This window comes from Billgrantia gudaonensis, from assembly GCF_900100195.1.
Taxonomy (GTDB): domain Bacteria; phylum Pseudomonadota; class Gammaproteobacteria; order Pseudomonadales; family Halomonadaceae; genus Halomonas; species Halomonas gudaonensis.
This window is the reverse complement of sequence record NZ_FNES01000012.1, coordinates 110987-135100: the sequence shown is the minus strand read 5'-3', so window position 1 is coordinate 135100 and position 24114 is coordinate 110987. Positions and strand designations below refer to the sequence as shown.

Here is a 24114-nt window from a genome sequence, read left to right as displayed (position 1 = left end):
TGAAGTGACCCCCTCCAGAGCTGCACAGGCTATAGTGCAGCGACCAGGAGGACAGGATGAACGACGACAATCCGATCAAGCGATGGACCGCGAAGCGCAAGGCCGCCGTGGTCATGGACATCTTCAAGGGCAAGACCACCGTCGCTGAAGTGGCTCGCCAGTATGACCTCACCGTCTCCGAGGTCGAAGGCTGGATCGATGAGGCCCAACGCAACATGGAGAACGGGTTCAAAGCCCGCCCCAAGGACATCCGTGAGCAGTACGAGTCCGAGCTCCGGGAGACCAAGGAGGCACTGGGCGAAGCCCATCTGCAGATCTATGCACTAAAAAAATTCAAGCGCCTGCTCGACGAGGACGAGAACTCGTAAGGTCGCTGCAGGCGCAACTGGCCGAGGAAGGTCATGTGGTATCGCTCGTCAAGCTCTGCCGCTGGTTGGGACTCCCCCGGCGAAGCCTGTATTACCGGCCCAAGCCGCGGCGCCGTGTGATCAATACCGAGCTGGCTAGCAGGGTGAAGCTGACTCTGGAACGGTTCCCTACCTATGGTTATCGTCGTCTGGCGTGCGTGTTGGGAGAGAACCGCAAGCCTATCCAACGCATCCTGCAGTTGAAGGGCTGGCAGGTGCGCAAACGCCCCCAAGGCTTCCGGCCACGTGCCAGGAGCTTGCCGTCAGTCGCTTCAAGACCTGATGAGCGATGGGCAACTGATCTGACTCACGTATGGTGTGGAAAGGATCGACGAGCCAGCTTGGCGGTGATAATCGACTGTTGCACTCGGGAGATCCTCGGCTGGCGATTATCGGACAACGGCAGTAGCAAGACCGCCGAGGCCGCGTTGGAAGAGGCCCTGGTGCATCGATTCGGCGCCTTGGGCCGAATTCATCAGCCCTTGGCACTGCGGTCCGATAACGGCCTGGTCTTCAGCAGTCGCCACTACACGGGCACGGTGAAGGCCTACGGACTGACGCAGGAGTTCACGACACCGTACACGCCGGAACAGAACGGGCTCGTAGAGCGCTTCTTCCGCTCCCTGAAGGAGGAGTGTATCTGGCTGCATCGGTTCGAGTCGCTGGGACAAGCCAGGGCAGTGATCAACCACTGGATCCGGTACTACAACGAAGAACGGCCACATCAGTCTCTGGGCTATGTGGCACCCCGAGCACACCCGGCATTAGCGGCGTAGGGTGTGCAGAAACTAGGGGGTCATTACAGACTTAGGGTAAGGAAATTTAACGTCTCCGTCATAATGGATTTTTTCGGTGCTTATTGCTTTTTTGTTAGCTGGATTCAAGATGCATTAAATGCATTGGAGGTGATGTGTAGTTATTGGCGCAGGATGTCTTAAAATGGAGGGTGTCAGGGGGCTCGCGTTCCGCTTTTACTCTATGCGGGCGTTTGAGTATTCGCGTTTCGACGTTATTTTATGATTGCGGACTATATGTCCTATTTAGGTCGATAGTTTTCGTGCGTTACATGATCATTTATTTCGAATTTGGCAGCCGCTTTTTTATAAAGTATCTAGATATTTTTTGATTTTTCAGGCTATGGAGTGTTGCGGATAATTGGTTAAGTTTCGCGGGTGGACTTAAATTCTAGGCGCAACACTATTGAAGTGTCCGTTATGGAGATGAGTTCTAGGCCTTTCGGATCGGAAGGGGGCTGGCTGCCTTGGTCGGACCAATTATAATTCATTGCTTAATTTAACTTATCTTATTTATAATTCGGAATCGCGATATTTTTGATTTTGTCGTTCAAGTTGTGACCTGGGCCGCCGAATCCTATTAGCAGTGAGCAAAGTATGAGGAGGTGAAGCCCATTCCCGATTGAAAATCTGGGCCCCCAAACGCCGCTCAAGAGCGGTGGTTGCATGATGTTTGGAATGCCATTGGAGACAATTGCTCTAGGCGGCAACTGCGACTTGGTGACGTTAGCGGGGATACCGACGGCTGAAGACCCTAAGCATCTTTAGCCGGCTGCAGGCCGCTTCCATACGACATGGCCTGGCATGCTCTCCAGAGAGAGTTGCGGCCACATTGAACCAAAAGTGGGCATCAACATGACCCGAATGCTACGCAATATTAGTATCCACGCGGCGATGATCATCGTCTTGGCCTGTTTCGTGGTGGCCATCACGTCAGTTGCAACCATGGGCGTTATCTCCGAACGCCACGCCAACGAGGCCTTGGTGGAACTGAACCGGGTAAGCGCTGAGCAAACCAGTGAGGTGGCTCGTGCAGATGCCCTGCTCAACCGGTCCCGAAATGACGTTGCCTTGGCAGAACATTATATCCTTCGTGAAGAAATGGGCCGGGCAGACGGCTATCTGGAATCGGTAGATGATGGTCTTGAGCGCGCCGATGCGCGATTCAAGAACTTTGCTAACTCGTCTAAGACCGAGGAAGCAGAGGTGTTAGCCAGCGCTCTCGAAGCCGACTTTCAGACCGTACTACAGCTAGTACGCCAGCAACATTCGGCCCTGCTGCAACGCGATAGTGACACATTTGACCAACTGGTCGGTGAGCTTCGCGCTCCTGCCTCATCACTGGATGAGAGTATGGAAGCTCTCATTGGGCATACCTTTGATAGCTCCGATGCCCTGGTCGATGGTTACCGGAAAGAAGCGCATCGCTTCCAGCTGTTGGGGCTGGCATTACTCGTGGTGGTCGGTCTGTTGATCGCATTCATCTACAAGGGCTTGCGCGCAATGATGATTCGTCCGCTAGGTGAGGCGGTGGAGTGGATCCAATCCATTGCTAAGGCCGACCTGTCGAACGAGGTGCCAGAGCGCGGTCGCAACGAGATCGGGCAGCTATTCACCGCGATGGGCGAGATGCGTCTCAGCCTTACCAAAATCGTCGGTCAGGTGCGAAACAGTAGCAACTCAATTCATGTGGGTAGCCGCGAGATCGCCGTTGGCAATGCCGACCTTTCTTCGAGAACGGAGGAGCAGGCGGCTGCGCTGGAAGAAACCGCCTCGAGCATGGATCAGCTCACCGCTACGGTAAAGCAGAATGCTGACAATGCCTCCCAGGCCAATGGCTTGGCAGGGGATGCGTCAACCACCGCCGAGCGCGGTGGTGAGGTGGTCGATCGAGTGATCAAGACGATGTACGGCATCTCCGACAGTTCGAACAAGATCGCCAACATCACTGAGGTCATCGACTCCATCGCTTTCCAGACCAATATCCTAGCGCTCAATGCCTCGGTCGAGGCCGCTCGTGCCGGGGAGCAGGGTCGTGGCTTCGCCGTGGTAGCCAGCGAAGTTCGCAACCTTGCTACTCGAAGTGCTGAAGCGGCGAAGGAAATCAAGACCCTCATCGAGAGCTCGGTAGCCTAGGTCAAGGAGGGTTCGACCTTGGCTGATCAGGCGGGAGATACCATGGACGAGGTGGTTGCGGCCGTGCGACGTGTCACCGACATCATGGACGAGATATCCGCGGCTTCACAGGAGCAGAGCGAGGGCATCGAACAGGTCAGCCAGGCGGTCGGGCAGATGGACCAAGTGACCCAGCAAAACGCCTCCTTGGTGCAGGAGGCGTCTGCCGCCGCAGCTTCCCTGGAGGAGCAGGCAGGCCGCCTCGAGCAGGTCGTGGCAGTGTTTCGTCTGTCCGGGGGAGCCAGTTCTCTGCCTGCTGCTGAGACGCCCCGCACTGCGCTTCCCTCGACACAGCCGCATGGCGACGGAAAAAAGACTCCTCCACACCAGAGCGCGCACCGCAAGGCGGTTACCGTGGAAGAGTGGGAGGAGTTTTAGCAACACGCTCGACGATGATCGCCTTGTCATGGTCATGACTGAGATAGGGTCAGGTTCTCAAATATTGTGAGGTTAGGTGCCGCAAACAAGTTCGGCTATCTGGCTAAGGGTCATCGTCGAAGTCGCCCATAGCAGCATGAGGGATACAGGGGACCGGACCACAGTCATTCCCGGGGTTAAAAGACGACGTTGAGACAAAGACATACAAGGAAGAGCCATGAAAAGCCATCTGCCGTCACGCATCACGACAGATATTCCAGGACTGGAGAAGATCCTTCACGGAGGCTTCTTGCCAGGGCGATCGTACCTGGTGACTGGTGGTCCGGGTACTGGTAAGACGACGATGGGGTTGCATTTCCTTTCTGCCAAGCCGGAAGGAGAGCAGGCCTTACTGGTCAGCCTCGGTGAGGCAGACCGTAATATTCGCGCTGATGCGGAGAGCATCGGGATGCGGCTAGAGGGAGTTGTCATCATTGACCTTTCGCCCACCACCCATACCAGTGGGGACGGAACCTATACACTGCTAGAACCTTGGGAAGCGGAACCTCCCAATATCCGCGCCCGTATCGAAACCGCGTTTCCCGAAGGCCCGCCGGCGCGGGTTTTTATCGATGCACTGAGCCAATTCCGCCACTTGGTGCCCGACGCCTTTCAATTTCGAAAGCAGGTGATGGCGCTGCTGGAATACTTGACGAATGCCGGCTCAACACTGCTGTTCACCTCAGAGCAAGGTTCGCAAGCCGATGAGGACCTGCAATATCTGGGCGATGGCATCTTGAAGCTCGACAATACGGAGGCCGGGCGATCACTATCCATTGTTAAGTTTCGCGGCTCCGGCTTCGCCGAAGGACGACATACCGTTCGCTTAAGCGATCAAGGCATGAGCGTCTTCGAGCGACTGATGCCGGGTGAATACAGCCAACCCTATGTGGCTGAGTCGATCCCTTCTGGGGTAGCCGAGTTGGATGCCCTCTGCGGAGGCGGCGTTGGCCGAGGCTCGGTCACCATCATTTCCGGCCCCACTGGGGTGGGAAAGACCTCGCTCGGTGTGCAGTTCATGCGTGAGGCGGCGAGCCGTGGGGAGCGTTCGGTCATCTTCAGTTTCGAAGAAAACCTGGCGACCATCCGTCATCGCTGCGAGCGGGTCGGCATACCGCTGAGTGAAATGATCCATGATGATTCGCTTGCGGTGGAGGAAGTAGAACCGCTGCGCTACACGCCAGATGAATTCGCCTGGCGCGTTCAGCATGAAGTCGAGCAGCGAGGGGCCACTATGGTCATGATCGATAGCCTCTCGGGTTATCGACAGTCGATGCGAAGCGACGAGGTGGTTACCCATGCCCACGCCCTGTGTCGTTACCTGTCCAACATGGGGGTAACCGTGCTGCTCATTAACGAGGTCGGCTCGATCAGTGGCGATGATATACGGGTAACCGAGCTCGGCATTAGCTACCTGGCCGATGCCGTACTGCTATTGCGCTATATCGAAGTCGATGGCGAGATGCGCAAGACCATCGGCATGTTGAAGAAGCGTACGGGCGATTTCGAGAAGACGCTCCGTGAGTTCGATATCACTGCAGAGGGGCTGAAGGTCGGCGAGCCCTTGACTGGACTTCGCGGGATCCTTCGCGGTGTCCCCGAGCTCGGCTCCAACGGATTTCCCCGAGGTACGACCTGTGATGGCGGATAACAGTCGCCGGCCGTGGCGCATAGAGATCTCCCTTCAGGTCGCTGCGGATCGTGATCTCCTCGTCCGAACCCTCGACGGGGAGGTAGGCCTTGAGCCCATTGGAATCGGGCCGGAAAGCAAATTCAGCGGCGCGGCGGATCTACTCATCCTCGACTATGGGATACTGCGACATCAGCGTGAGCATGTCGTCCAACTGCGTTCCGATGCCTACCCTGTGGTCTTGCCGGCTCTCTTGCTGGCACCGGCTCGGCACATTTCGTCCGATGCCATCAAGCGCGAACTCGGGGATGCTGTCGAGGACGTGCTGCGCTTGCCGACGACAGGACCGGAGATACTTGCCCGGATCCGCAACCTCCTTCGCCTGCGAGACTTGTCGCATCAACAGTCACACGCGCATGATTTGACGCGGCAGGTCCTTGCCGGCATGACTCGTGCGTTGAAGACGCTGAATGCCTGCAATGAGGTGATGCTGAGAGAATCGGACGAGGAAGGCCTGATAGGTGCCGTGTGCCGGATGATCACCCAGTCCGAGGGATATGAACTGGCATGGGTGGGCTTCGTCGAAGACGGGCAGGATGCCGCTTCTGCCATCGCCATATCCGAGGCGGCCGGTCCGGCGAAGGGCTATGCCGACAACTTAGAGGTGCGTTGGGATGATGGCCCATGGGGCAGCCCCGTTCTGGACATGGCACTCTCGACCGGCGTTCCTCGAGTCGTTTCCGACTTGATGGCCGATCCTCGCATGGCACCCTGGTGGCCGCAAATCGAAGCCTGGGGGTTGAAAAGCGCCATCGCGTTACCTCTGCGAACCCATACTGCTCCCCATGGCATTCTGGCCGTGTATTCCCAGCATCGGAACGACTTCAACGATGAAGAATGCGATCTGCTGGAGCGCCTGGCTGACAATCTCTCATTCGGCTTGGACAAGCTTCGGATGCGCCGTGAGAGTGAACGCCAGGGTCAGGAAATACGACGCCTTGCCTATCGCGATATTCTGACCTCCTTACCCAATCGTCGTGCTCTCTTGCACCACCTCCAGCAGGTCGCAGCTGGCGACAACGGTCATATTGCCGCGGTTTTGTTTATCGACCTTAATGACTTCAAACTGATCAATGATGCGCTAGGCCATTCGGTAGGCGATGAGGTGCTCAAGCGGGTGGCTCAGCGTCTCCAGCACACCATGCGTCAGGCTGACCTGGTGGGTCGGCAAGGGGGGGACGAATTCATTGTCGTCATGGTTGATAAGCCACGTCAGGGCTCGCGGAGCGAAGATGATGGCATGACGCAGCTTTTGCGTGGTGCCGAAGCCCTGGCAATCAGGATTCACGAGTCTATGCAACAGCCGTTTGAAGTTCAGGGATATCAGCATCACCTAGGTGCTAGCATCGGGGTCAGCCTGTTTCCCTACTTCGGTTCCAATGTCGAGACCGTGATCGAGCAAGCAGACATGGCCATGTACCAAGCCAAGGCGACCGGGTCGCCGCTGGTGTTCTACTCTCATGACCTTGGCAATGATCGACAACAGCGATTGACCCTTGAGGCAGAGCTCTATCAGGCGGTTAAGGCCAACCAGTTTCTCCTTCACTACCAACCGATCTGGGAGATCGACAGCGGCAGAATAGTGGGGGTGGAGGCGCTCATCAGGTGGAGAAAAACCGGCGGGCAGATGATCTCTCCAGGAACCTTCATCCCCTTGGCTGAAGAAGTCGGGCTCATAGGTACCATCGGAGACTGGGTCTTGGGAACAGCGGCGCGGCAGCTGACTGCCTGGCGTCGAGCTGGCATCGATGTCTGGATGGCTGTCAATTTGTCGGTTAGCCAGCTGCAGGGCGAGCAGGCCGCGATGCACATTCACGACGTAGTGACTGGAGAGGGCACGGAACCTGACTGGTGGTCGCTGGAGCTCACCGAGGACACCCTGATGCAAGCACCCAATGACGTGGCCAAAGCGATGCACTGGCTCAGCGAGGCGGGATACCGTCTGTCGCTGGATGACTTTGGCCAAGGCTATTCTTCGTTGGCTCGGTTGCAGTCGATGCCGTTGGATACCCTCAAGATCGACAAGTTGTTTATTGACCGCTTGGAAGAGGATGGAGCGGGCGAACGCATCGTTAGCGCGATCACGGAGCTGGGTCGGCATTTGTCGTTGAAAACCGTGGCGGAAGGAATCGAAACTGAGGCACAAAAAAAGCAGCTTGGCGATATCGGCTGTGATTTCGGTCAGGGGTTCTTGTTGAGTGCCGCACGCCCCGCTGAAGACATCCCCGATTTAATCCGACAGGGGCAGTCGGTTCAGTGATTATGGTGAGGAGATGTCTCTCGACGGACCGCGCTGGTCACAAGTTTTTCCCTCGGTGTCGGATCCCGGGTGATTGATTTCTCGAGCGCCTCGTTGTTGAAATCGACGACGCTTGCCCTTGCTTGGGGACCGGGTTAGCTCGGCCCGAACGCGAATATGCGGCTACTCTGCAGTAACGCAAGTGTCGAGGCGCCGGTGGATGGGTCGTCACGTCCCAAGCCGGGGTGAAACAACGAGCGGAGGTCGTGACATGAGCAATCGTCCCCTAGTACTGCTGCATGGCTGGAACGACGAGGGCAGTTCTTTCGAAAAGCTGGTCGGGCATCTGCGTAAGCGGCTGGGGTCAGGGCACATTCAGCGCATCGCTATCGGTGATTACCTTTCCAAGGATGATGCCCTGCGCTTCGATGATCTTCAGGCGGCCCTGGATCGCGCCTGGAGAGCGCGGGAGCTTCCGCGCGATGTCGCCAGCGTGGATGTCATCGTCCACTCCACCGGCGGTCTGGTGATTCGCGACTGGCTGGTGCGTCACTTCACCCCCGACGCAGCTCCGGTCAAGCACCTGGTGATGCTCGCACCGGCCAACTTCGGCTCGCCGCTCGCCCACATGGGCCGTTCGATGCTGGGGCGCATCGCAAACGGGTTCTTCAGCCGCCAGGCGGGGCAGGCGGTGATGGAGACCGGGGCCGGCATCCTGCGTGGCCTGGAGTTGGCCAGCCCCTTCAGCTGGGAGTTGGCCATGCGAGACCGATTCGTCGAGGGGGAGGGCATGTACGCCCCAGGGCGCGTCCTCTGCACCGTGTTGTGTGGCAACACCGGTTACGGCGGTATTCGCTCGCTGGCCAACGAGGATGGTGGCGACGGCACCGTCCGACTTTCCACCGCCAATCTCAACTGCGCCCAGGTGCATATCGCCTTTCGCGAGGAGGTCCGCGACGGCAACCGGGTCACCGTGCCGGAAATGGCCGACTACCGGGAGTCCACCGGGCGCTGTGCCTTTCGGATCCTCGATGGGCTGGATCACTCGGCGATCAAGCTCGACGCTGCTGAAAGTCGACTGAGCCGTGCCCAGCAGGACGCGCTGACGCTGGTCGAGCGGGCCCTGACCGTCGAAGACGATGCGTTCCTCGGTTTCTGCGACGAGTGCGAGGCGACCAACCAGATGCTGACCCGCCAGCCCGGGGAGCGCCGCGGCAAAGCGGGCTTCCAGAACACCGTGGTGCGGGTGCGCGATCAGTTCGATATACCTGTCGAGGATTACCTGATCGAGTTCTACGATCCCAACCGTCCGGATGGCGGCGGGCTGGCACGGACCATCCACGAGGCGGCGATCCGCAAGGTGCATAACTACCGGGCCGACACCTCGCTGCGCAGCCTCTACATTGACACCGCTCGGCTCTGTGAGGCCGTCGAGCGTGCCGACACTCGGCTGGGCATGTCCATCACCGCCGAGCCGATGCTCGACGAGGACGAGAGCCATGCCCGTTTCACGCCGGTGGGGTTTCGTACCCTATCCGACGAGGATATCGAGGACCTCTGCCTGAACGATGCCCAATTGGCGGAGATCTTCCAGCCGCATCGCACCCTGCTGGTGGACGTCTGTTTGCACCGCTCCCAGGCCGACAACGTCTTCCGCTTGAACGTCGAACAGGGCTGAATGGGCGAGCTGTTATCGGTAGCGACACGCCGAGACGCCGGGGCAGGGTGCCCGGCGGGTGGGTGAGCTAGAGCGTCTTGAGGTACTCGACCAGCGCATCTCGGTCCTCCGTCGGCAGCTCGGTGCCGTACTCATGTCCCTGGTTGCCGTTGCCGGGCTCGGCGGTGTCGTAGCGGAAGCCGTGCCGCTCGGCCTCCTCGCCCGCGTGGATGAAGCCCAGGCGTTCGGGGTGGTAGACGTCGTAGCCGCGGTAAAACACCGCGGGGCGCTCCTCGGCGGGGCGCAGTAGGTCCTCCACGGTGGGCACCGAGCCGTTGTGCAGGTAGGGAGCGCGCAGCCAGATGCCGGTCAGCGGCTTGGCCACGTAACCGTCGGTTTTGACGAAGGCGTCGAAGTCCCAAGGGTAGTCCTCGGCATAGGCGTTGTAGCGCTCGGCGGACTCGGCGGTCCACATCTCCAGGCGGTGGCGGTCGGTTCCCACCTCGCTCTGGGGGATCACCGTGCCGGTGCACCCTCCCTCGGGGCCGTGACAACTCGCGCAGTGCTCCTCGAACAGCGCCTCGCCACGCGCGGCCATCTGCCGGTCCGGGGAGTCGAAGGGGTAGGGCGGCGGTGCCAGGTCGCGCAGGTAGGTCTCCAGCTCGCCCAGTGATTCCACCGGCAGGGAGTCGGGCCGGGCGCCGTCGCCGATGGCGCCACTGAGCACCACCTCGGTGAGGGAGTCGTTGAGCCCGTCCCAGTGCAGGGCGTAGCCTTCCTGCTCGTCCATGGCCCACAGCGGCATGATGTCGGAGTTGCCGATGGTGTCGTCCTCCGCGGGGTCCAAGGCCAGCAGGTCGGGGTGGAACTTCACCGGGTTGAAGGGATCGATGCGCCCCGGTCCCCAGCGCGGTCGGTCGTCGGTCCAGGTGAAGCGCTCGGCTTGTTCCAGCAGCCCGTCGCGAGTGCGCGGGATGATCAGGAAGCGGTAGAGCAGGCGGTCGAGCCAGGAGAGCTCGGTCTCCTCTTCGATGGCCGCCAGCAGGGTGTCGGCAGTGAAGTCCGGGTCGGCGGCGGCATCGCCTAGAAAGCGCAGGTAGGCCTGGGGGTCGAAGGTCTGGTGGGGGCCGGCGGGCACGATACGGCGCTCGGCCTCCGGCGCCGTGCGGTAGGTGGCGGTGTGGCAGGCCGCGCAGTTGATGCCGATGCGCGGGAAGCCGATGGTCTTTCGCGAGAACCCCACCGGCGTGGGTTCGCCTTCCTCCCAGACCACGCCCAGGGCGGCGTAGCCCGCGTCCTCCCCGTCGCCCGGCAGGTGCTGCGGGAATACCTCCGGCAGCACGCGCCAGACCCAGTAGGGCAGGCCCTCCTCCTGCTCGGTGCCGATGGAACCGTAGCGGTAGTAGGCCTCGACGCCGTCGAGGTTCTGGGGCTCCTCGCGGAACAGCTCGTACCAGCCGATGGCCGCCACCGCGGCGCCCAGCACCAGCAGCAGGGCCAGCCAGCGGCGGGACTTGGGGTGGGCGTGATCCTTGCGAGCCATGACCGCTTCCTCCCGAGTGAACCGAAGACGCCGCTCAGCGTCGGCCGAGCGCCAGCAGCAGCGCGCCCTGGGTGGCGCCAAAGAACAGGTCGAACAGGGCGAGCAGCAGGAATTGTGGATAGAGCAGGGTGAAGAACACGACGCCGGCGAAGCGCGCCAGCACCGTCAGCACGGCGATGACCCGGTAGCGGATGGGGTCGAAGGCCGCCGGCAGGTAGAACAGGCTGAGCAAGATCAGCAGCCAGCCGGCGAAGGCGGGCCACACCGTCTCGGCCACCGGTGCTCCACCCACCAGCGCGATCACCGTATTGGGGATGAAGACCGCGGGTACCGCCAGGGCCAGGTTGGCCGCCACCCCGAGCAGTACCATGAAGCGGAATCCCGTCGCGTAGCTACCCTTGGCCAAGCATCCTCCTTGAGCCCCATGGGACGGGGCGCGACATTGAGGGGGGTAAAACCCTGTGCTAAAGGTTAGTTGTCACTTGCGGTAGGGTCACGTTCAACCTGTGGGGGTGAGGTATCTCATGCCTCGGCGAGGCGAAGGCCGGCAAGGGGCGAGGCCCCCGTCCTGATCTCAGCGACGGCGTCTACCAGGGAGGATTCCCATGTTCGGACAACGTGGCAGCGGGCTGCTCGGTCGCCTCTTCCGGCGCATCAACCGGCGCCGCCAGTGGCATCAGTTCCCCTTTCCCATCGCCGTGCTCAACCTCGTCGCCCTGCGCGGCAACCTGCGCTGGCACAACCTCCACGACACCGAACGCGAGCGGCCGCCGGATCCCGACAAGGGCGGCTTCGACGTGCGCGGCTGCCGTACCGCCGACGGCAGCTACAATGACCTGGCGGCCCCCTGCATGGGCAAGGCCCATACCCGCTTCGGGCGCAACGTGCCCATTGCCGAGACTTTCCCCGAGAGCGGCAAGGCGCTGATGACACCGAGCCCGCGGGTGGTGAGCCGCCGGCTGATGACCCGCGAGAGCTTCTCTCCGGCCACCACCCTGAACGTCCTGGTGCCTGCCTGGCTGCAGTTCATGGTCCACGACTGGTTCAGCCACGGCAGCAACGACGCCGAGGCCACACCCCACGAGATCCCCCTCGACGAGGACGACGACTGGCCCTGGGAGCGCATGACGGTGCTTCGTTCGCGTCGCGATTCGACCCGCGGCGCCGCCGACGAGGGCTATCCGGAGACCTTCCTCAACACCGAGACCCAGTGGTGGGATGGCTCGCAGATCTACGGCAGCAACCTCGAGCGCCAGCGCCTGGTGCGCAGCGACCCGGAGAGCGGCGAGCTGTTGCCCGACGGCAAGCTCTACCTGCGTCCCGACGGCCATCTGCCCCGGGACGAGCACGGCATCGAGCTGGCAGGGGTCAACGGCAACTGGTGGGTGGGGCTGTCGCTGATGCACACCCTCTTCGCCCGGGAGCACAACGCCATCGTCGACCGGTTGCGCATCGACCATCCGGACCGCGACGGCGAATGGCTGTTCCAGAAGGCGCGCCTGATCAACGCCGCCCTGATCGCCAAGATCCATACCGTGGAGTGGACGCCGGCGCTGCTCGACACCCCGGAGCTGCGACTGGGCATGCGCGCCAACTGGTGGGGCATCCTCGACGAGCACTTCTACCGTAGCCGCGGCCGGGTAAGCGACAGCGAACTGCTCAGCGGCATCGTCGGCTCGCCGGCGGATCACCATGCCGCGCCCTACGCCATTACCGAGGAGTTCACTGCCGTCTACCGCATGCACCCGCTGGTGCCCGACGACTTCGACTTCCGTCGCCTGGTAGACGACAGCCCGCTCAAGGCCTGCGGCCTGACCGAGGTGGCCGGCTCGCGAACCCAGTCGCTCTACGCCGAGGTGCCGTTGGCCGACGCGCTCTATTCGCTGGGTACCAGCCATCCCGGGGCGCTGGTGCTGCACAACTTTCCGCGCCACTTGCAGCAGCACGCCAAGCAGGCGCCCCACGAGCGCACCATCGACCTGGCCACCATCGACGTGCTGCGCGACCGCGAGCGCGGGGTGCCGCGCTACTGCCGCTTCCGTCGGCTGATCGACATGCCGGCGCCGACTAGCTTCGCCGAGCTCACCGACAATCCCGAATGGCAGCGCGAACTGGAGGCGGTCTACGGCGACGTGGAGCAGGTCGATCTTCTCACCGGCTGCCTTGCCGAGACGCCGCCGCCGGGCTTCGCCTTCAGCGACACCGCCTTTCGCATCTTCATCCTGATGGCCTCTCGGCGACTCAAGAGCGACCGCTTCTTCACCGACGACTACACCCCGGAGGTCTACACCCGGGCGGGCATGCAGTGGATCGACGACAACAGCCTGCGCACGGTGATCGGTCGCCACTTTCCCGAGTTGCTGCCGCGGATGGAAGGGGTGCGCAACGTCTTCTTTCCTTGGTCTCGAAAATAGGTCTCGTGGCTAGGGTCGCGCGGCTGGCACGGATCGATAGGGAGGCACCATGGCCAGGCGTCTGAGCATTCCCGGGATCGTCAACCTGCTGGAGGTGAGCGATGCCCGCGAGATCCGCCGGCTGGATGCCGAGCCGCGCCTCGATCGCCACCTGGCGCCCGCCGGTGGGCTGATCAATCGCCTGCGCCTGGCCCGCCTGCGTCAGGCCTTCGCATTCGACGGCAAGCCGCTGCCTGCCTTGCTGGCTCGCGAGGCGGTGGGGCGCGAGGCGCGCCACGCGGAACTGGGGCGTTGCCTCGATGAGCGCGCCGAGGCGTCGGTCTGGGAACGGGACCCAGCCTTCAAGACGTTGGTGGAGGCGGTGGCCGGCCAAGCCGAGGCCGAGGCACTGGGCCCTGCCGCCCAAGGGCTGCTGGGGCGGCTGTTCCACGACGACTACCGCGCCGACGAGGCGAGCTATGCGGCGGCCCGGCTGCTCGATGCCTATCCCCGCGTCAATGGCCTGCGCGCTCTGGGCCAACGCCTGACCGGGCGCCTGCGCCAGGCGCGACGGCTGCTGGCCGAGCGCGCCGGTGACGAACCCTTGGCCCTGCATGCCACCGGCATCGCCGTGCACAACCTGGTGGCCTCATTGGCGGCGATGCGCGAACTGGCCGCCACGCCCCAGGCCCGCGGGCTTTCCCTGGCGGCGGTGCTGGGCCGCACCCTGGCGGTGCCGGAGACGCTGCTGCGCCGGGTGCGGACGCCGCTGTCGACGCCCTGTGCGCCGCGTAGGCTGGAACCCGGCGACCTGGTGGTGCTGCGCCTGGCGGATGCCGCCCGGGGGAGCGGCGATCGCGAGCTGGCCTTCATGGGCGAGAGCTGGGCGCGCTGTCCGGCCCAGGGCTTCGTCCTGGCGCTGCTGGCGGCGGTCTGGGAGCAGGCCATGGCGGTGCGGCAAGGAGGGCGAGACGCATGAGCGAGGACGTCATCTTCACGCCGCTGAAGTGGCGCAACATCGAGATCAAGAACCGCCTGCTGCGTTCCAACGTCTCCGGGCGCTTCGACAACGAGGATGGCAGCCTGACCCAGACCCGCATCAACTGGGAGTGCCGCTTCGCCCGCGGCGGGGTGGGGGCCATCCTCTCCTCTTTCGTGCCGGTGCAGATGGAGGGGCGCATCGTCGCCGGCTACGCCACCATCCACCGCGACGACTTCATCCCCCTCTGGCAGCGCCTCGGCGAGGCGGTGCATCGCTTCGACTGCAAGTACATCCTGCAACTCAGCCACTCCGGCCGCCAGATGGACCTGCCCGGGGTGCACAACCAGCATCGGCGGGGACTGAGTTCCACCGACCGGAAGGAGTCGCTGCACGGCTTCCTGTGCCGGGCGATGACCGGCCACGAGGTCGAGCGCACCGTCGAGGCCTTCGCCCGCGGCGCCTGGCGCGCCCGGGAGGCGGGGCTCGACGGCGTGGAGCTGCACGCCGCCAACGGCTATCTGTTCACCCAGTTCCTGAGCTCGGCGATCAACGACCGGCGCGACCGCTACGGTGGCTCGCTGATGAACCGGGCGCGCTTTCTGCTGGAGGTGATCGAGGCGATCCGCGACCGGGTGGGGCCGGACTTCCATCTGCAGGTGAAGATCAGCGCCGTGGATCACAACGACGTGCTGCCCTGGGAGGGCAAGGGCAACGACCTGGCGGAGACCGTCCAGGTGTGCCGCTGGGCCGAGACCGCCGGTGCCGACGCCCTGCACGTCTCGCTGGGCAGCCTCTTTCCCCACCCCCTGAACCCGCCCGGGGATTTCCCCTTCGAGACCATCGCCAGCACCTACGACGCCATGCTCTCCGCCGGAGTCGACACCTTCCGCAACTACCTGCTGTTCCGCTACCCGGCGCTGCGTTGGATCTTTCGCTGGCTGTGGTTCCGCCACCGGCGCGGCCGCGAGGTGGAGGGCATCGGCCTGGACGAGGCGCGCGCCATCCGCGAGGCGGTGAGCATCCCGGTGATCAGCACCGGCGGCTACCAGCGCGCCTCCCTGGTGCGCGAAGCGATCGAGACCGGTGCCTGCGACGCCGTCTCCAGCGCCCGGGCGCTGATCGCCAACCCCGACCTGCCGCGCCAGTGGCAGGCCGGCCACGACGCGCCGGAGAACCCCTGCACCTTCTGCAACAAGTGCCTGCTCAACGCGCCCAAGAATCCACTGGGCTGCTACGAGCTCGAGCGCTTCGGCGGCGACCACGAGCGCATGCTCGAGTCGCTGATGGCCATCTACGAGACCCGGCCCGAGCTGCAGTTGCCGCCGGTGCCGCCCGCTCGTGACACGCAAGCGGACACCCCGTGAGGCCGCCATGAGACGCCAGGAGCCCCCCGTCACCGCCGTACAGCACGAGATCCGCCATCGACGCCGGCGACGCCTGCCGCTGACCCTGCTGGCGCTGGCCGTGGTGGTGGCCGGCGTGCTGGTCCTGGCGATCGGCGTCCCCACCCTGTGGCGCTACAGCGGCGAGTCGGTGCGCCTCTACGCCGACCCGGAAGCGCACTTCCGCCACGGCTCCATCGGCAGCGAGCCGGAAAGCGGCCTGCCGGTGCGGCTGTGGCGGGTGTTGCCCGAGCTCTTCCCCGAGACGCTGGGCGAGGAGGGCTACGCGGCCTTCGGCTTCCTCTACGCCCCGGGCGACAGCCTGGACGCGGGCGACCTGCCGGTCGGCGTGGGCACCCGCGAGGTGAGCGGCGTGGAGCTGGGCTGGTTCAACTGTGCGGTATGCCATACCGGCACGGTGCGCGAGTCCCCCGACGCCGAGCCGCGGCTGGTATCGGGCATGCCGTCCAACAACCTCGACCTTCATGGCTTCATCAGCTTCCTGCTGGAGATCGCCGACGACCCGCGGCTGGCGCCGGACCGCGTGCTCGCCGCCATGGACGAGCAGGGCCAGGAGCTGGGCTGGGTCGAGCGCCTGGTGTGGCGGCACGCGGTGCTGCCGCGGGTGCGCGAGGGGCTACTGGCGACCCAGGCGCAGCTCGCCCCGCTACTGGCGGAGCAGCCGGCCTGGGGGCCGGGGCGGGTCGATACCTTCAATCCCTACAAGCTGATCCAGTTCGATAGGACCCTCGCCGACCTGTCCGAGGGCGAGCGGATCGGCACCGCGGACTTCCCGTCGATCTTCCTGCAGCGTCCCCGCCAGGGCATGGACCTGCACTGGGACGGCAACAACGCCTCGCTGCAGGAGCGCAACCTGAGCGCCGCCCTGGGCGCCGGAGTCACCGAGGAGAGCGTCGACCACGCGTCCATCGAGCGGGTCGCCGATTGGCTGCTCGATCTCGAGCCGCCGCCGAGCCCCCACGAGCCCGAGGCCGACAGCGTGGCGGCCGGCAAGGCGCTCTACATGCGCCACTGCGCCGACTGCCACGTCTACCAGGAGGGCGAGCGCTACGTCTTCGAGGGCGAGCGGCTCGGTGAGGTGGTGCCCAACGCCAGGCTCGGGGTCGACCCGGCGCGCCTGGACAGCTACACCGAGGCGCTGCGCCGAGATCAGCTCACCCTGTTCGCCGATGACCAGCGCTACCGCTTCCGCCACTTCCGCAAGACCGACGGCTACGCCAATCAGCCCCTGGACGGGCTCTGGTTGCGCGCGCCCTACCTGCACAACGGCTCGGTGCCGACCCTGCACGACCTGCTGCTGCCGCCGGACGAGCGCCCCACGGCCTTCGTCCGCGGCCTGGACGTGCTGGACGGCGACAAGGGCGGCTTCATGGCCCCCGACTGCACCCCGGGGGAACCCCTGGACGAGGGCTTCTGCTTCGACACCCGCCTGCCCGGCAACGGCAACCAGGGCCATGATTATGGCACCGGGCTCGAGGCCGGGGAGCGGGCGGCCCTGCTCGACTATCTGCTCACCTTCTAGCGGCCGACCGGCCGGGGAGCCTCGCTATGCAGACCTCACACGACGCGTTCCGGACCTTTCGGCGGGTGATGTTCGCCGGCATCGCCCTCAACGTGCTGCTCGGCTTGTGGTTGTGGTGGTGGCCCGAGGACTTTCTGGCGCTGATCCGCGCCGACATGGCGGCACCCCCGACCTGGCCTCGCTACGCCGGCCTGGCCATGCTGGCGATGGGGTTGCTCTACCTGCCGGCCGCTCTGGCGCCGCTGCACAACCGCCTGGTGGCGCTGCTGTCGATCCTGCTCCGGGGATGCTTCGCGCTGTTCTTCCTGTTCGCCTCGGGGCTGCTGTGGCTCCCGGCGCTCTACGAGGCGGTACTGGCCGTTCTGCAGGGCGTGGCCTTCTGGCGGGGCTGGCGAGCGGACCTGATGGCCAAGCCCTGATGCCTCGATGGGGTATCGTGGCGTGCGCTGTGCGCCGCGCCAGAAGGGGCAGCCTCACCGGCCCCCACCTGGCTGGAGTTGCTCGATGATGGCCGGTGTCCTTGGCCAGCGACATCTCGAACCTTCGACATGATGCGCAATCTCGTACGACTTGCCCTGTATCAATTGTCCTCTTGATGGATAGCGGCTAGGCTTTTCACATCCCCCCTGGGGGGATGTGAAGTCGACACGCCAGCGGGTGTGGCATCGGGCCACCCCGCGCCAAGAGGGCTCGTATGGAGCTGTTTCGGGATCGTCGCTATCGCCATCTGTTCTCCGCTCAGGTCATCGCTCTGGTCGGTACTGGCCTGACCACGGTCGGCCTGGCGCTGCTGGCCAGTGAGCTGGCCGGCGAGCGCGCCGGTGAGGTGCTGGGCACGGCGCTGGCCATCAAGATGATCGCCTACGTGGGCATCGCCCCAGTGGTCGGCGCTTACGCCACCCGGCTGCCACGGCGCGCCCTGCTGGTCACTCTCGACCTACTGCGCGCTGCGGTGGTGGTGAGCCTGCCGTTCGTCACCGCAGTGTGGCAGATCTATTTGCTGATCTTTCTGCTCAACGCCTGTTCGGCGGGCTTCACGCCGGTCTTTCAGGCCACGATTCCCGATATCTTCGAGGACGAGCGCCGCTACACCCAGGCGCTCTCCCTGTCGCGCCTGGCCTATGACCTGGAGAACCTGCTGAGCCCGCTGCTCGCCGCGCTGCTGCTGGTGGTGATGTCCTTCAGCCTGCTGTTCGTGCTGAATGCGGCGGCCTTCCTGCTCTCGGCGTTGCTGGTGGTCAGCGTGTCGCTGCCTTCGCCGTACCCTCAGCCGGCCGGCGGCGGGGTCTGGGCCAGGCTGATCCAGGGAATGAGCCGCTATCTGCACACCCCACGGCTGCGTGGGCTGCTGGCCCTCAACATGGCGGTGGCCGCAGCCGGCGCCATGCAGATCGTCAATACCGTGGTTTACGTACGTCATGCCCTGGGTATGGGTGAGACCCACGTGGCGATCGCCTTTGCGGCGGCGGGCGGTGGGTCGATGGTCGTCGCTCTTACCTTGCCCAAGATACTGGAACGCCTGGACCAGCGGCCGGTGATGCTGGCGGGTGGCTTGCTGATGAGTGCCAGCTTGCTGGCGGGGCTGATGGCGCCGGGCTTCGCGCTTCTGCTGCTGTTGTGGTTCGTGCTGGGGGCCGGGGCCTCGATGGTGATGACGCCCACCGGCCGGCTGCTCAAGCAGTCCTGCCAGGCCGAAGAGCGCCCGACCCTGTTCGCTGCCCAGTTTTCGCTCTCTCATGCCTGCTGGCTGGTGGCCTATCCGCTGGCCGGTTGGCTGGGCAGCGCCCTGGGGATGATGAACGCCTTCGCAGCCCTGGCCACCTTGGCCCTGGCTGCTACCCTGCTGGCTGCGCGTCTGTGGCCGGCGGAAAAGACACAAGCACGCGCCTGGAAGAACGAGTCGTGAGCTGCCGTCAACGGTGTAAGAACGAGGTGAAGTGAGCGTGATCGGCTACGCGACTACAGATAGCGGACGATGGCCTTGAATTCCTCGATGTGGGACTGCTGGCCCTCCGTTCGGGGAGCGATGGCTTCGTCCAGGCAGTGGTCGATGTGATCCTGTACCAGGGTTCGCTTGGCCTGCTGGATGGCCTTCTCCACGGCATGCAACTGCTGGGCGATGTCCAGGCAGGGGCGTCCATCCTCGATCATCTGGGTCACGCTCTGCAGGTGGCCCCGGGCGCGGTTGAGCCGCTTGATGATGTCTGGGTGGCTTTGGTGGGTGTGTGGCGGCATGCTCAGCTCCCTGTCGTTGTACCTATCCTCCAGTAGGGGATGTTAGGCGCTCGATGGCAAGGTGCCAATGGCCTCGTCGTCGCGACCGCTGTCTTCGAGTATTCGGCCCCGGTATCGCGGCCAACAGGAAACCGCCAGCTATTGAAGAAAGCCCAGGCGTTTTGGTGTGAACCCATTCCGCACCGGCGGCTTCTGCCCCTCACGCCTCGATCCACACCTCGTCGCCCTTGAAGCTCGCCTTCCAGGTGCGCAGCGCCACGCTGTCGTCTTCCAGGCATTGGCCGTCTTCCAGGCGGAAATGCTGCTTGTAGATCGGCGAGGCGACCACCAGCCGCCCCTTGAGGTCGCCGACGATGCCGCGGGCGATGACGTTGGCACCGGAGAAGGGGTCGTGGTGGTCGAGGGCGTAGAGTTCCTGCTCGTGGCCGGGCAAGTAGAAGATCGCCACCTGGGCCGGGCCCTCGGCCGTTTCCACCCAGGCGGCGACGCCGGAGTAGGGCACCAGGTCGGCGCGGGTACAGAGGGGTTGCCAGGTTCGGGTCATGGTCTTGGCTGCTGCGGTGGTCATGGAAAATCTCCTTTAAGCCGGGCGCAGTTGCCCGCGCTCCTCGGTCACGATGATGTCCGGGTCGGGGCGGCTGTCGTTGACGAAGCTGCGGAAGCGCTTGAGCTTCTCCGGGTCGGAGATGGCGTTCGCCCATTCGCACTGGTAGGCGTCGATGACTCGCTGCATCTGAGCTTCGAGTTCGCTGCCGATCCCCAGGCTGTCGTCGAGAATCACCTCCTTGAGGTAGTCCAGGCCGCCTTCCAGGTTCTCGCGCCACACCGAGGTGCGTTGCAGTCGGTCGGCGGTGCGCACGTAGAACATCAGGAAGCGGTCGATGGTGCGGATCAGCTCGTCGTCGTCCAGGTCGGTGGCGAACAGCTCGGCGTGGCGGGGGCGCATGCCGCCGTTGCCGCACACGTACAGGTTCCAGCCGTTCTCGGTGGCGATCACGCCCACGTCCTTGCTCTGCGCCTCGGCGCATTCCCGGGTGCAGCCGGAAACGGCGAACTTGAGCTTGTGCGGCGAGCGCAGGCCCTTGTAGCGGTTCTCGAGCCGGATCGCCATGCCCACGCTGTCCTGCACGCCGTAGCGGCACCAGGTGCTGCCCACGCAGGATTTCACCGTGCGCAGCGATTTGGCGTAGGCGTGGCCGGTCTCGAAGCCGGCGTCGAGCAATTCGCCCCAGATGTCCGGCAGGTCCTCCAGACGGGCGCCGAACAGGTCGATGCGCTGGCCGCCGGTGACCTTGGTGTAGAGGCCGTATTTCTCCGCCACCTGACCCAGCACCACCAGCTTGTCGGGGGTGATCTCGCCGCCGGGCACCCGCGGCACCACCGAGTAGGTGCCGTTCTTCTGCATGTTGGCCATGAAGGTGTCGTTGGTGTCCTGCAGCGGGATGTGCGCGGCGTCGGTGATCGGCTCGTTGAAGAAGGAGGCGAGAATCGAGGCCACTGCCGGTTTGCAGATGTCACAGCCGAGCCGCGGGGCTGATGAAGAGTCCAGCTTGTGGGGCTCGGAGTTGCCGTGCTTCTCGATCAGCTCGCCGAAGGTCTTGATGCCCTCCACGCGCACGATGTCGTAGAGCTCCTGGCGGGTATGGGCGAAGTGCTCGCAGATGGATTGGTCGACCTCCACGCCGCGGGCGGCCAGTTCATGGTCGACCACGCTCTTGAGCAGCGCCGCGCAGCCGCCGCAGCCGGTGCTCGCCTTGGTATCGCCCTTGACGGTGGCGAGGTCGGTGGCGCCGGCGTCGAGGGTGGCGCAGATATCGCCCTTGGTGACGTTGTGGCACGAGCAGATGGTGGCGGTGTCCGGCAGGGCGTCCGGTCCCAGGGTTGGAGCGCCTTCGCCGCCGGCCGGAAGGATCAGCGCGGCTGGGTCCGCGGGCAGTTCTATGCGGTTGGCGTAGTACTGCAGCAGGGTGTCGTAGACGCCGTTGTCGCCCACCAGCATGGCACCCACCACGCGCTTGCCGTCGCTGGAGACCACCAGCTTGCGGTACTGCTGCTTGAGCGGGTCGAGGTAGCGGAACATGCGCGCGCCGGGGGTGCGGTCGCCGTGGGCGTCGCCGATGGAGCCTACGTCGACGCCGAGCAGCTTGAGCTTGGTGCTCATGTCGGCGCCCCTGAACGTTTCATCGCCCTCCACCAGGGTGGCGGCGGCGGCCTTGGCCATCTGATAGCCGGGAGCCACCAGGCCGAAGATGCTGCCCTGCCACAGCGCCACTTCGCCGATGGCCAGTATCGACGGATCGCTGGTCAGGCAGCGGTCGTCGATCACCACGCCGCCGCGCTCGCCCCTCTCCAGGCCGCTGTCGCGGGCCAGCTCGTCGCGCGGGCGAATGCCGGCGGAGAACACGATGAGGTCGGTTTCCAGCACCTTGTCGTCCTGGAACACCATGCGGTGGCGGCTGGCCTCGCCGTCGACGATCTCCTGGGTGGCGCGGCCGGTGAGCACCTGCACGCCGAGCGCCTCGATCTTCTCGCGCAATAGCTCGCCGCCTTCGCTGTCGACCTGCATCGGCATCAGCCGCGGGGCGAACTCCACCACGGCGGTGTCGAGGTCGAGCCCGCGCAGGGCGTTGGCGGCTTCCAGACCGAGCAGGCCGCCGCCCACCACGACGCCGGTGGTGGCGTTCTGGGCCGCGGCGCGAATGGCGTCGAGATCCTCCAGGGTGCGGTAGACCAGGCAGCCGTCGCGGTCGTTGCCGGGAATCGGCGGCACGAAGGGGTAGGAGCCGGTGGCCAGCACCAGCCGGTCGTAGCGGTAGCGCCCCTGGGGCGTGACCACCTCGCTGGCGTCGCGGTCGATGGCGGTCACGGCCTCGTGAAGGCGCAGTTCGATGCCGTGCTCGGCGTAGTAGTCGGCGGTGGAGAGCGCGAGCGAGGTGGCGTCGCGGCCGCTGAAATACTCGGAGAGGTGGACTCGGTCGTAGGCCAGGTGGCGCTCTTCACCGAATACGGTGATGGCATAGCGCTCGGTAGCGCCCCGTTCGACCAGCTGTTCGACCAGGTGGTGGCCTATCATGCCGTTGCCGATGACGATCAGTTGCGCGGTTTTGTCGGAATGGGCAGTGTTCATGCGGCCTCCTTGACGGGGCTTGTCGGGGAATCGGTAGCGGCGTCGTCGAGCAGTGCCTGGGCATCGGCAGCGCCCAGCAGCAGTGCCTGGCGGCAGGCGGAAAGATCGGTACCGGCCAGTGCCTGCTCGAAGTACCAGGGGCCGGCGGCGGTGTCGCCGTAGAACACGGCACCCTCGATGCGGCCGTTACGCAGCAGCAGGCGGCGGTAGTCGCCCTGCTGGGGATCGCGGTAGCTGAGTACCTCGTGGTCGGCCTCGGGTTCGGTAGGGCCGAAGGCGTAGAGCGAGACCCCGCTGACCTTGAGCTTGGTGGCACTGGGTGCTTCGACATAACCGGCGATGCGCTCGGTGGCGGGGCGGCACAGTCGGTCGGCCAGCACCTCGACCTGGCGCCAGATGGGCTCGACCAGGCCGTAGGTCCGGCCCCGGTGCTCGCAGCACTCGCCCAGAGCGTGGATCGCCGGATCGGAGGTGGTGAGCCACTCGTCGACGACCACGCCGCGGTTCACCTCGAGGCCGGCGATGCGGCCGAGCTCGGCGTTGGGCACGATGCCGATGGCCACGACCACGCAGTCGGCGGGCAGGCGGGTACCGTCGGCCAGGTGCACGGCGCACACCCGGCCGTCGGAACCGTCCTCCAAGCATTCCAGCTGGGCACCGGTGCGAACGTCGAGCCCGCGGCTGCGCAGCTCGCTTTCGAGCAGGCGGGCGGCGGTGAGGTCGAGCTGGCGGTTCATCAGCCGGTCGTCGCGCTGCAGCAGGCTCACCTGCATGCCGCGCTGGCCTTGCCCTCTTTTCCGCAACCCTTCCGCTGCTTCCAGGCCGAGCAGACCGCCGCCGATCACCACGGCGTTGCGGCCGGTTTCAGCGGCGCGTGTGAGGGCGTCGGCGTCGTTCAGGTCGCGGAACACGTGAACGCCGGGCAGTTCGAGTCCCGGCACCGGCGGGCGGGCCGGGTTCGAACCGGTGGCCAGCACCAGGCGGTCGTAGCCGAGCCGGCGACCGGCATCGGTGGTGAGCCGACGTGCGGCGCGATCGATCGTCTCCACGCGCTCGCCCAGGACGAGTTCGATGCCCTGCTCGGCGTACCATTCGGCGTTGCGCAGGGTCAGCGCGTCGCGCTCCATCTCGCCGGCGAGCAGCGGCGAGAGCAGGATGCGGTTGTAGGCGGGCGCCGTTTCGGCACCGATCACGGTGATCTTGGCGGGCCGCTCGGGGCGGGCCAGCAGCGTTTCCACCAGCCGATGGCCGGCCATGCCGTTGCCGACGATCACCAGCCGTTCGCCGGTGGGGGGTTGGGTTGGGCGCATGGTCTGGCACCTCCGCGATCACGCAAACGAAAAAGACGCCTCGGCGCTACCCCGTCAGAGGGGGCGCAGAGACGTCTTCGTCTGAAAAAGGGGCAATCGTCGTTGATTGCCGGTTGTGCTTCGTGTGTATCAAGAACCTGGCCAAGTGCCCGGTCCTTGCCGTTTTTGCCTGCCTCGTCAGTGAATTGGAGAGCCACTGGAGCGAGCCCTCAGGCGCTTC

At 64.5% G+C, this 24114-nt stretch carries 17 protein-coding genes and 1 pseudogene; 12 read left to right on the top strand and 6 right to left on the bottom strand.

Annotated elements, in window-relative coordinates:
* Positions 1-56: 56 nt before the first annotated feature.
* The 6 genes and pseudogenes from BLP96_RS14335 to BLP96_RS14310 all read left to right on the top strand — a co-directional run bounded on the left by BLP96_RS14335 (position 57) and on the right by BLP96_RS14310 (position 9400).
* Entirely contained in the window at positions 57-368 is a 312-nt protein-coding gene (locus BLP96_RS14335) for a DUF1153 domain-containing protein (RefSeq protein WP_045995248.1), read from the top strand.
* Positions 332-1183, top strand: a complete 852-nt coding sequence (locus tag BLP96_RS14330; protein ID WP_340147964.1) for an IS3 family transposase — start codon at positions 332-334, stop codon at positions 1181-1183. Before BLP96_RS14335 ends, BLP96_RS14330 begins: the two co-directional genes overlap by 37 nt.
* A gap of 873 nt (positions 1184-2056) precedes the next feature.
* Positions 2057-3754 (top strand): annotated as a pseudogene (locus tag BLP96_RS14325) (methyl-accepting chemotaxis protein).
* A 217-nt stretch (positions 3755-3971) separates the two neighbouring features.
* Entirely contained in the window at positions 3972-5444 is a 1473-nt protein-coding gene (locus BLP96_RS14320) for an ATPase domain-containing protein (RefSeq protein WP_089687315.1), read from the top strand.
* Positions 5434-7743, top strand: coding sequence for a putative bifunctional diguanylate cyclase/phosphodiesterase (locus tag BLP96_RS14315; protein ID WP_089687313.1), 2310 nt, complete (start codon positions 5434-5436; stop codon positions 7741-7743). Before BLP96_RS14320 ends, BLP96_RS14315 begins: the two co-directional genes overlap by 11 nt.
* A gap of 250 nt (positions 7744-7993) precedes the next feature.
* Positions 7994-9400, top strand: a complete 1407-nt coding sequence (locus tag BLP96_RS14310) for an esterase/lipase family protein (RefSeq protein ID WP_089687312.1) — start codon at positions 7994-7996, stop codon at positions 9398-9400.
* 67 nt (positions 9401-9467) lie between these two features.
* Here the strand turns inward: BLP96_RS14310 and BLP96_RS14305 are convergent, their stop codons facing one another.
* Both BLP96_RS14305 and BLP96_RS14300 read right to left on the bottom strand, forming a co-directional pair.
* The gene (locus BLP96_RS14305; protein ID WP_089687310.1) at positions 9468-10922 is read right to left on the bottom strand and encodes a c-type cytochrome; all 1455 of its coding nucleotides are present in this window, start codon (positions 10920-10922) and stop codon (positions 9468-9470) included.
* 34 nt (positions 10923-10956) lie between these two features.
* Complete coding sequence (locus BLP96_RS14300; RefSeq protein WP_089687308.1) at positions 10957-11328, bottom strand: hypothetical protein; 372 nt, start codon at positions 11326-11328, stop codon at positions 10957-10959.
* A gap of 199 nt (positions 11329-11527) precedes the next feature.
* Between BLP96_RS14300 and BLP96_RS14295 the strand changes: the two genes are divergently transcribed.
* From BLP96_RS14295 to BLP96_RS14270, 6 genes are all read left to right on the top strand, one after another.
* Complete coding sequence (locus BLP96_RS14295; protein WP_089687306.1) at positions 11528-13336, top strand: peroxidase family protein; 1809 nt, start codon at positions 11528-11530, stop codon at positions 13334-13336.
* Positions 13337-13385: 49 nt separating this feature from the next.
* On the top strand, positions 13386-14294 hold the full coding sequence (locus BLP96_RS14290) for a hypothetical protein (protein ID WP_089687304.1): 909 nt from the start codon (positions 13386-13388) through the stop codon (positions 14292-14294).
* Positions 14291-15661, top strand: coding sequence for an NADH:flavin oxidoreductase (locus BLP96_RS14285; protein ID WP_089687302.1), 1371 nt, complete (start codon positions 14291-14293; stop codon positions 15659-15661). Before BLP96_RS14290 ends, BLP96_RS14285 begins: the two co-directional genes overlap by 4 nt.
* Before the next feature lie 7 nt (positions 15662-15668).
* The gene (locus BLP96_RS14280) at positions 15669-17222 is read left to right on the top strand and encodes a c-type cytochrome (RefSeq protein ID WP_218118615.1); all 1554 of its coding nucleotides are present in this window, start codon (positions 15669-15671) and stop codon (positions 17220-17222) included.
* A 26-nt stretch (positions 17223-17248) separates the two neighbouring features.
* Complete coding sequence (locus BLP96_RS14275; RefSeq protein WP_089687300.1) at positions 17249-17641, top strand: hypothetical protein; 393 nt, start codon at positions 17249-17251, stop codon at positions 17639-17641.
* 275 nt (positions 17642-17916) lie between these two features.
* The gene (locus BLP96_RS14270; protein WP_089687298.1) at positions 17917-19128 is read left to right on the top strand and encodes an MFS transporter; all 1212 of its coding nucleotides are present in this window, start codon (positions 17917-17919) and stop codon (positions 19126-19128) included.
* A 53-nt stretch (positions 19129-19181) separates the two neighbouring features.
* Here the strand turns inward: BLP96_RS14270 and BLP96_RS14265 are convergent, their stop codons facing one another.
* The 4 genes from BLP96_RS14265 to BLP96_RS14250 form a co-directional block, all read right to left on the bottom strand.
* Positions 19182-19457 (bottom strand): metal-sensing transcriptional repressor, encoded by a 276-nt coding sequence (locus BLP96_RS14265; protein ID WP_089687296.1) that lies wholly within the window; start codon positions 19455-19457, stop codon positions 19182-19184.
* Positions 19458-19656: 199 nt separating this feature from the next.
* Complete coding sequence (gene nirD, locus BLP96_RS14260; protein ID WP_089687294.1) at positions 19657-20025, bottom strand: nitrite reductase small subunit NirD; 369 nt, start codon at positions 20023-20025, stop codon at positions 19657-19659.
* Between the two features lie 12 nt (positions 20026-20037).
* Positions 20038-22584, bottom strand: a complete 2547-nt coding sequence (gene nirB / locus BLP96_RS14255; RefSeq protein WP_089687292.1) for a nitrite reductase large subunit NirB — start codon at positions 22582-22584, stop codon at positions 20038-20040.
* On the bottom strand, positions 22581-23894 hold the full coding sequence (locus BLP96_RS14250) for an NAD(P)/FAD-dependent oxidoreductase (RefSeq protein WP_089687290.1): 1314 nt from the start codon (positions 23892-23894) through the stop codon (positions 22581-22583). The genes nirB and BLP96_RS14250 overlap by 4 nt, the downstream gene beginning before the upstream one ends.
* Between the last annotated feature and the right edge of the window lie 220 nt (positions 23895-24114).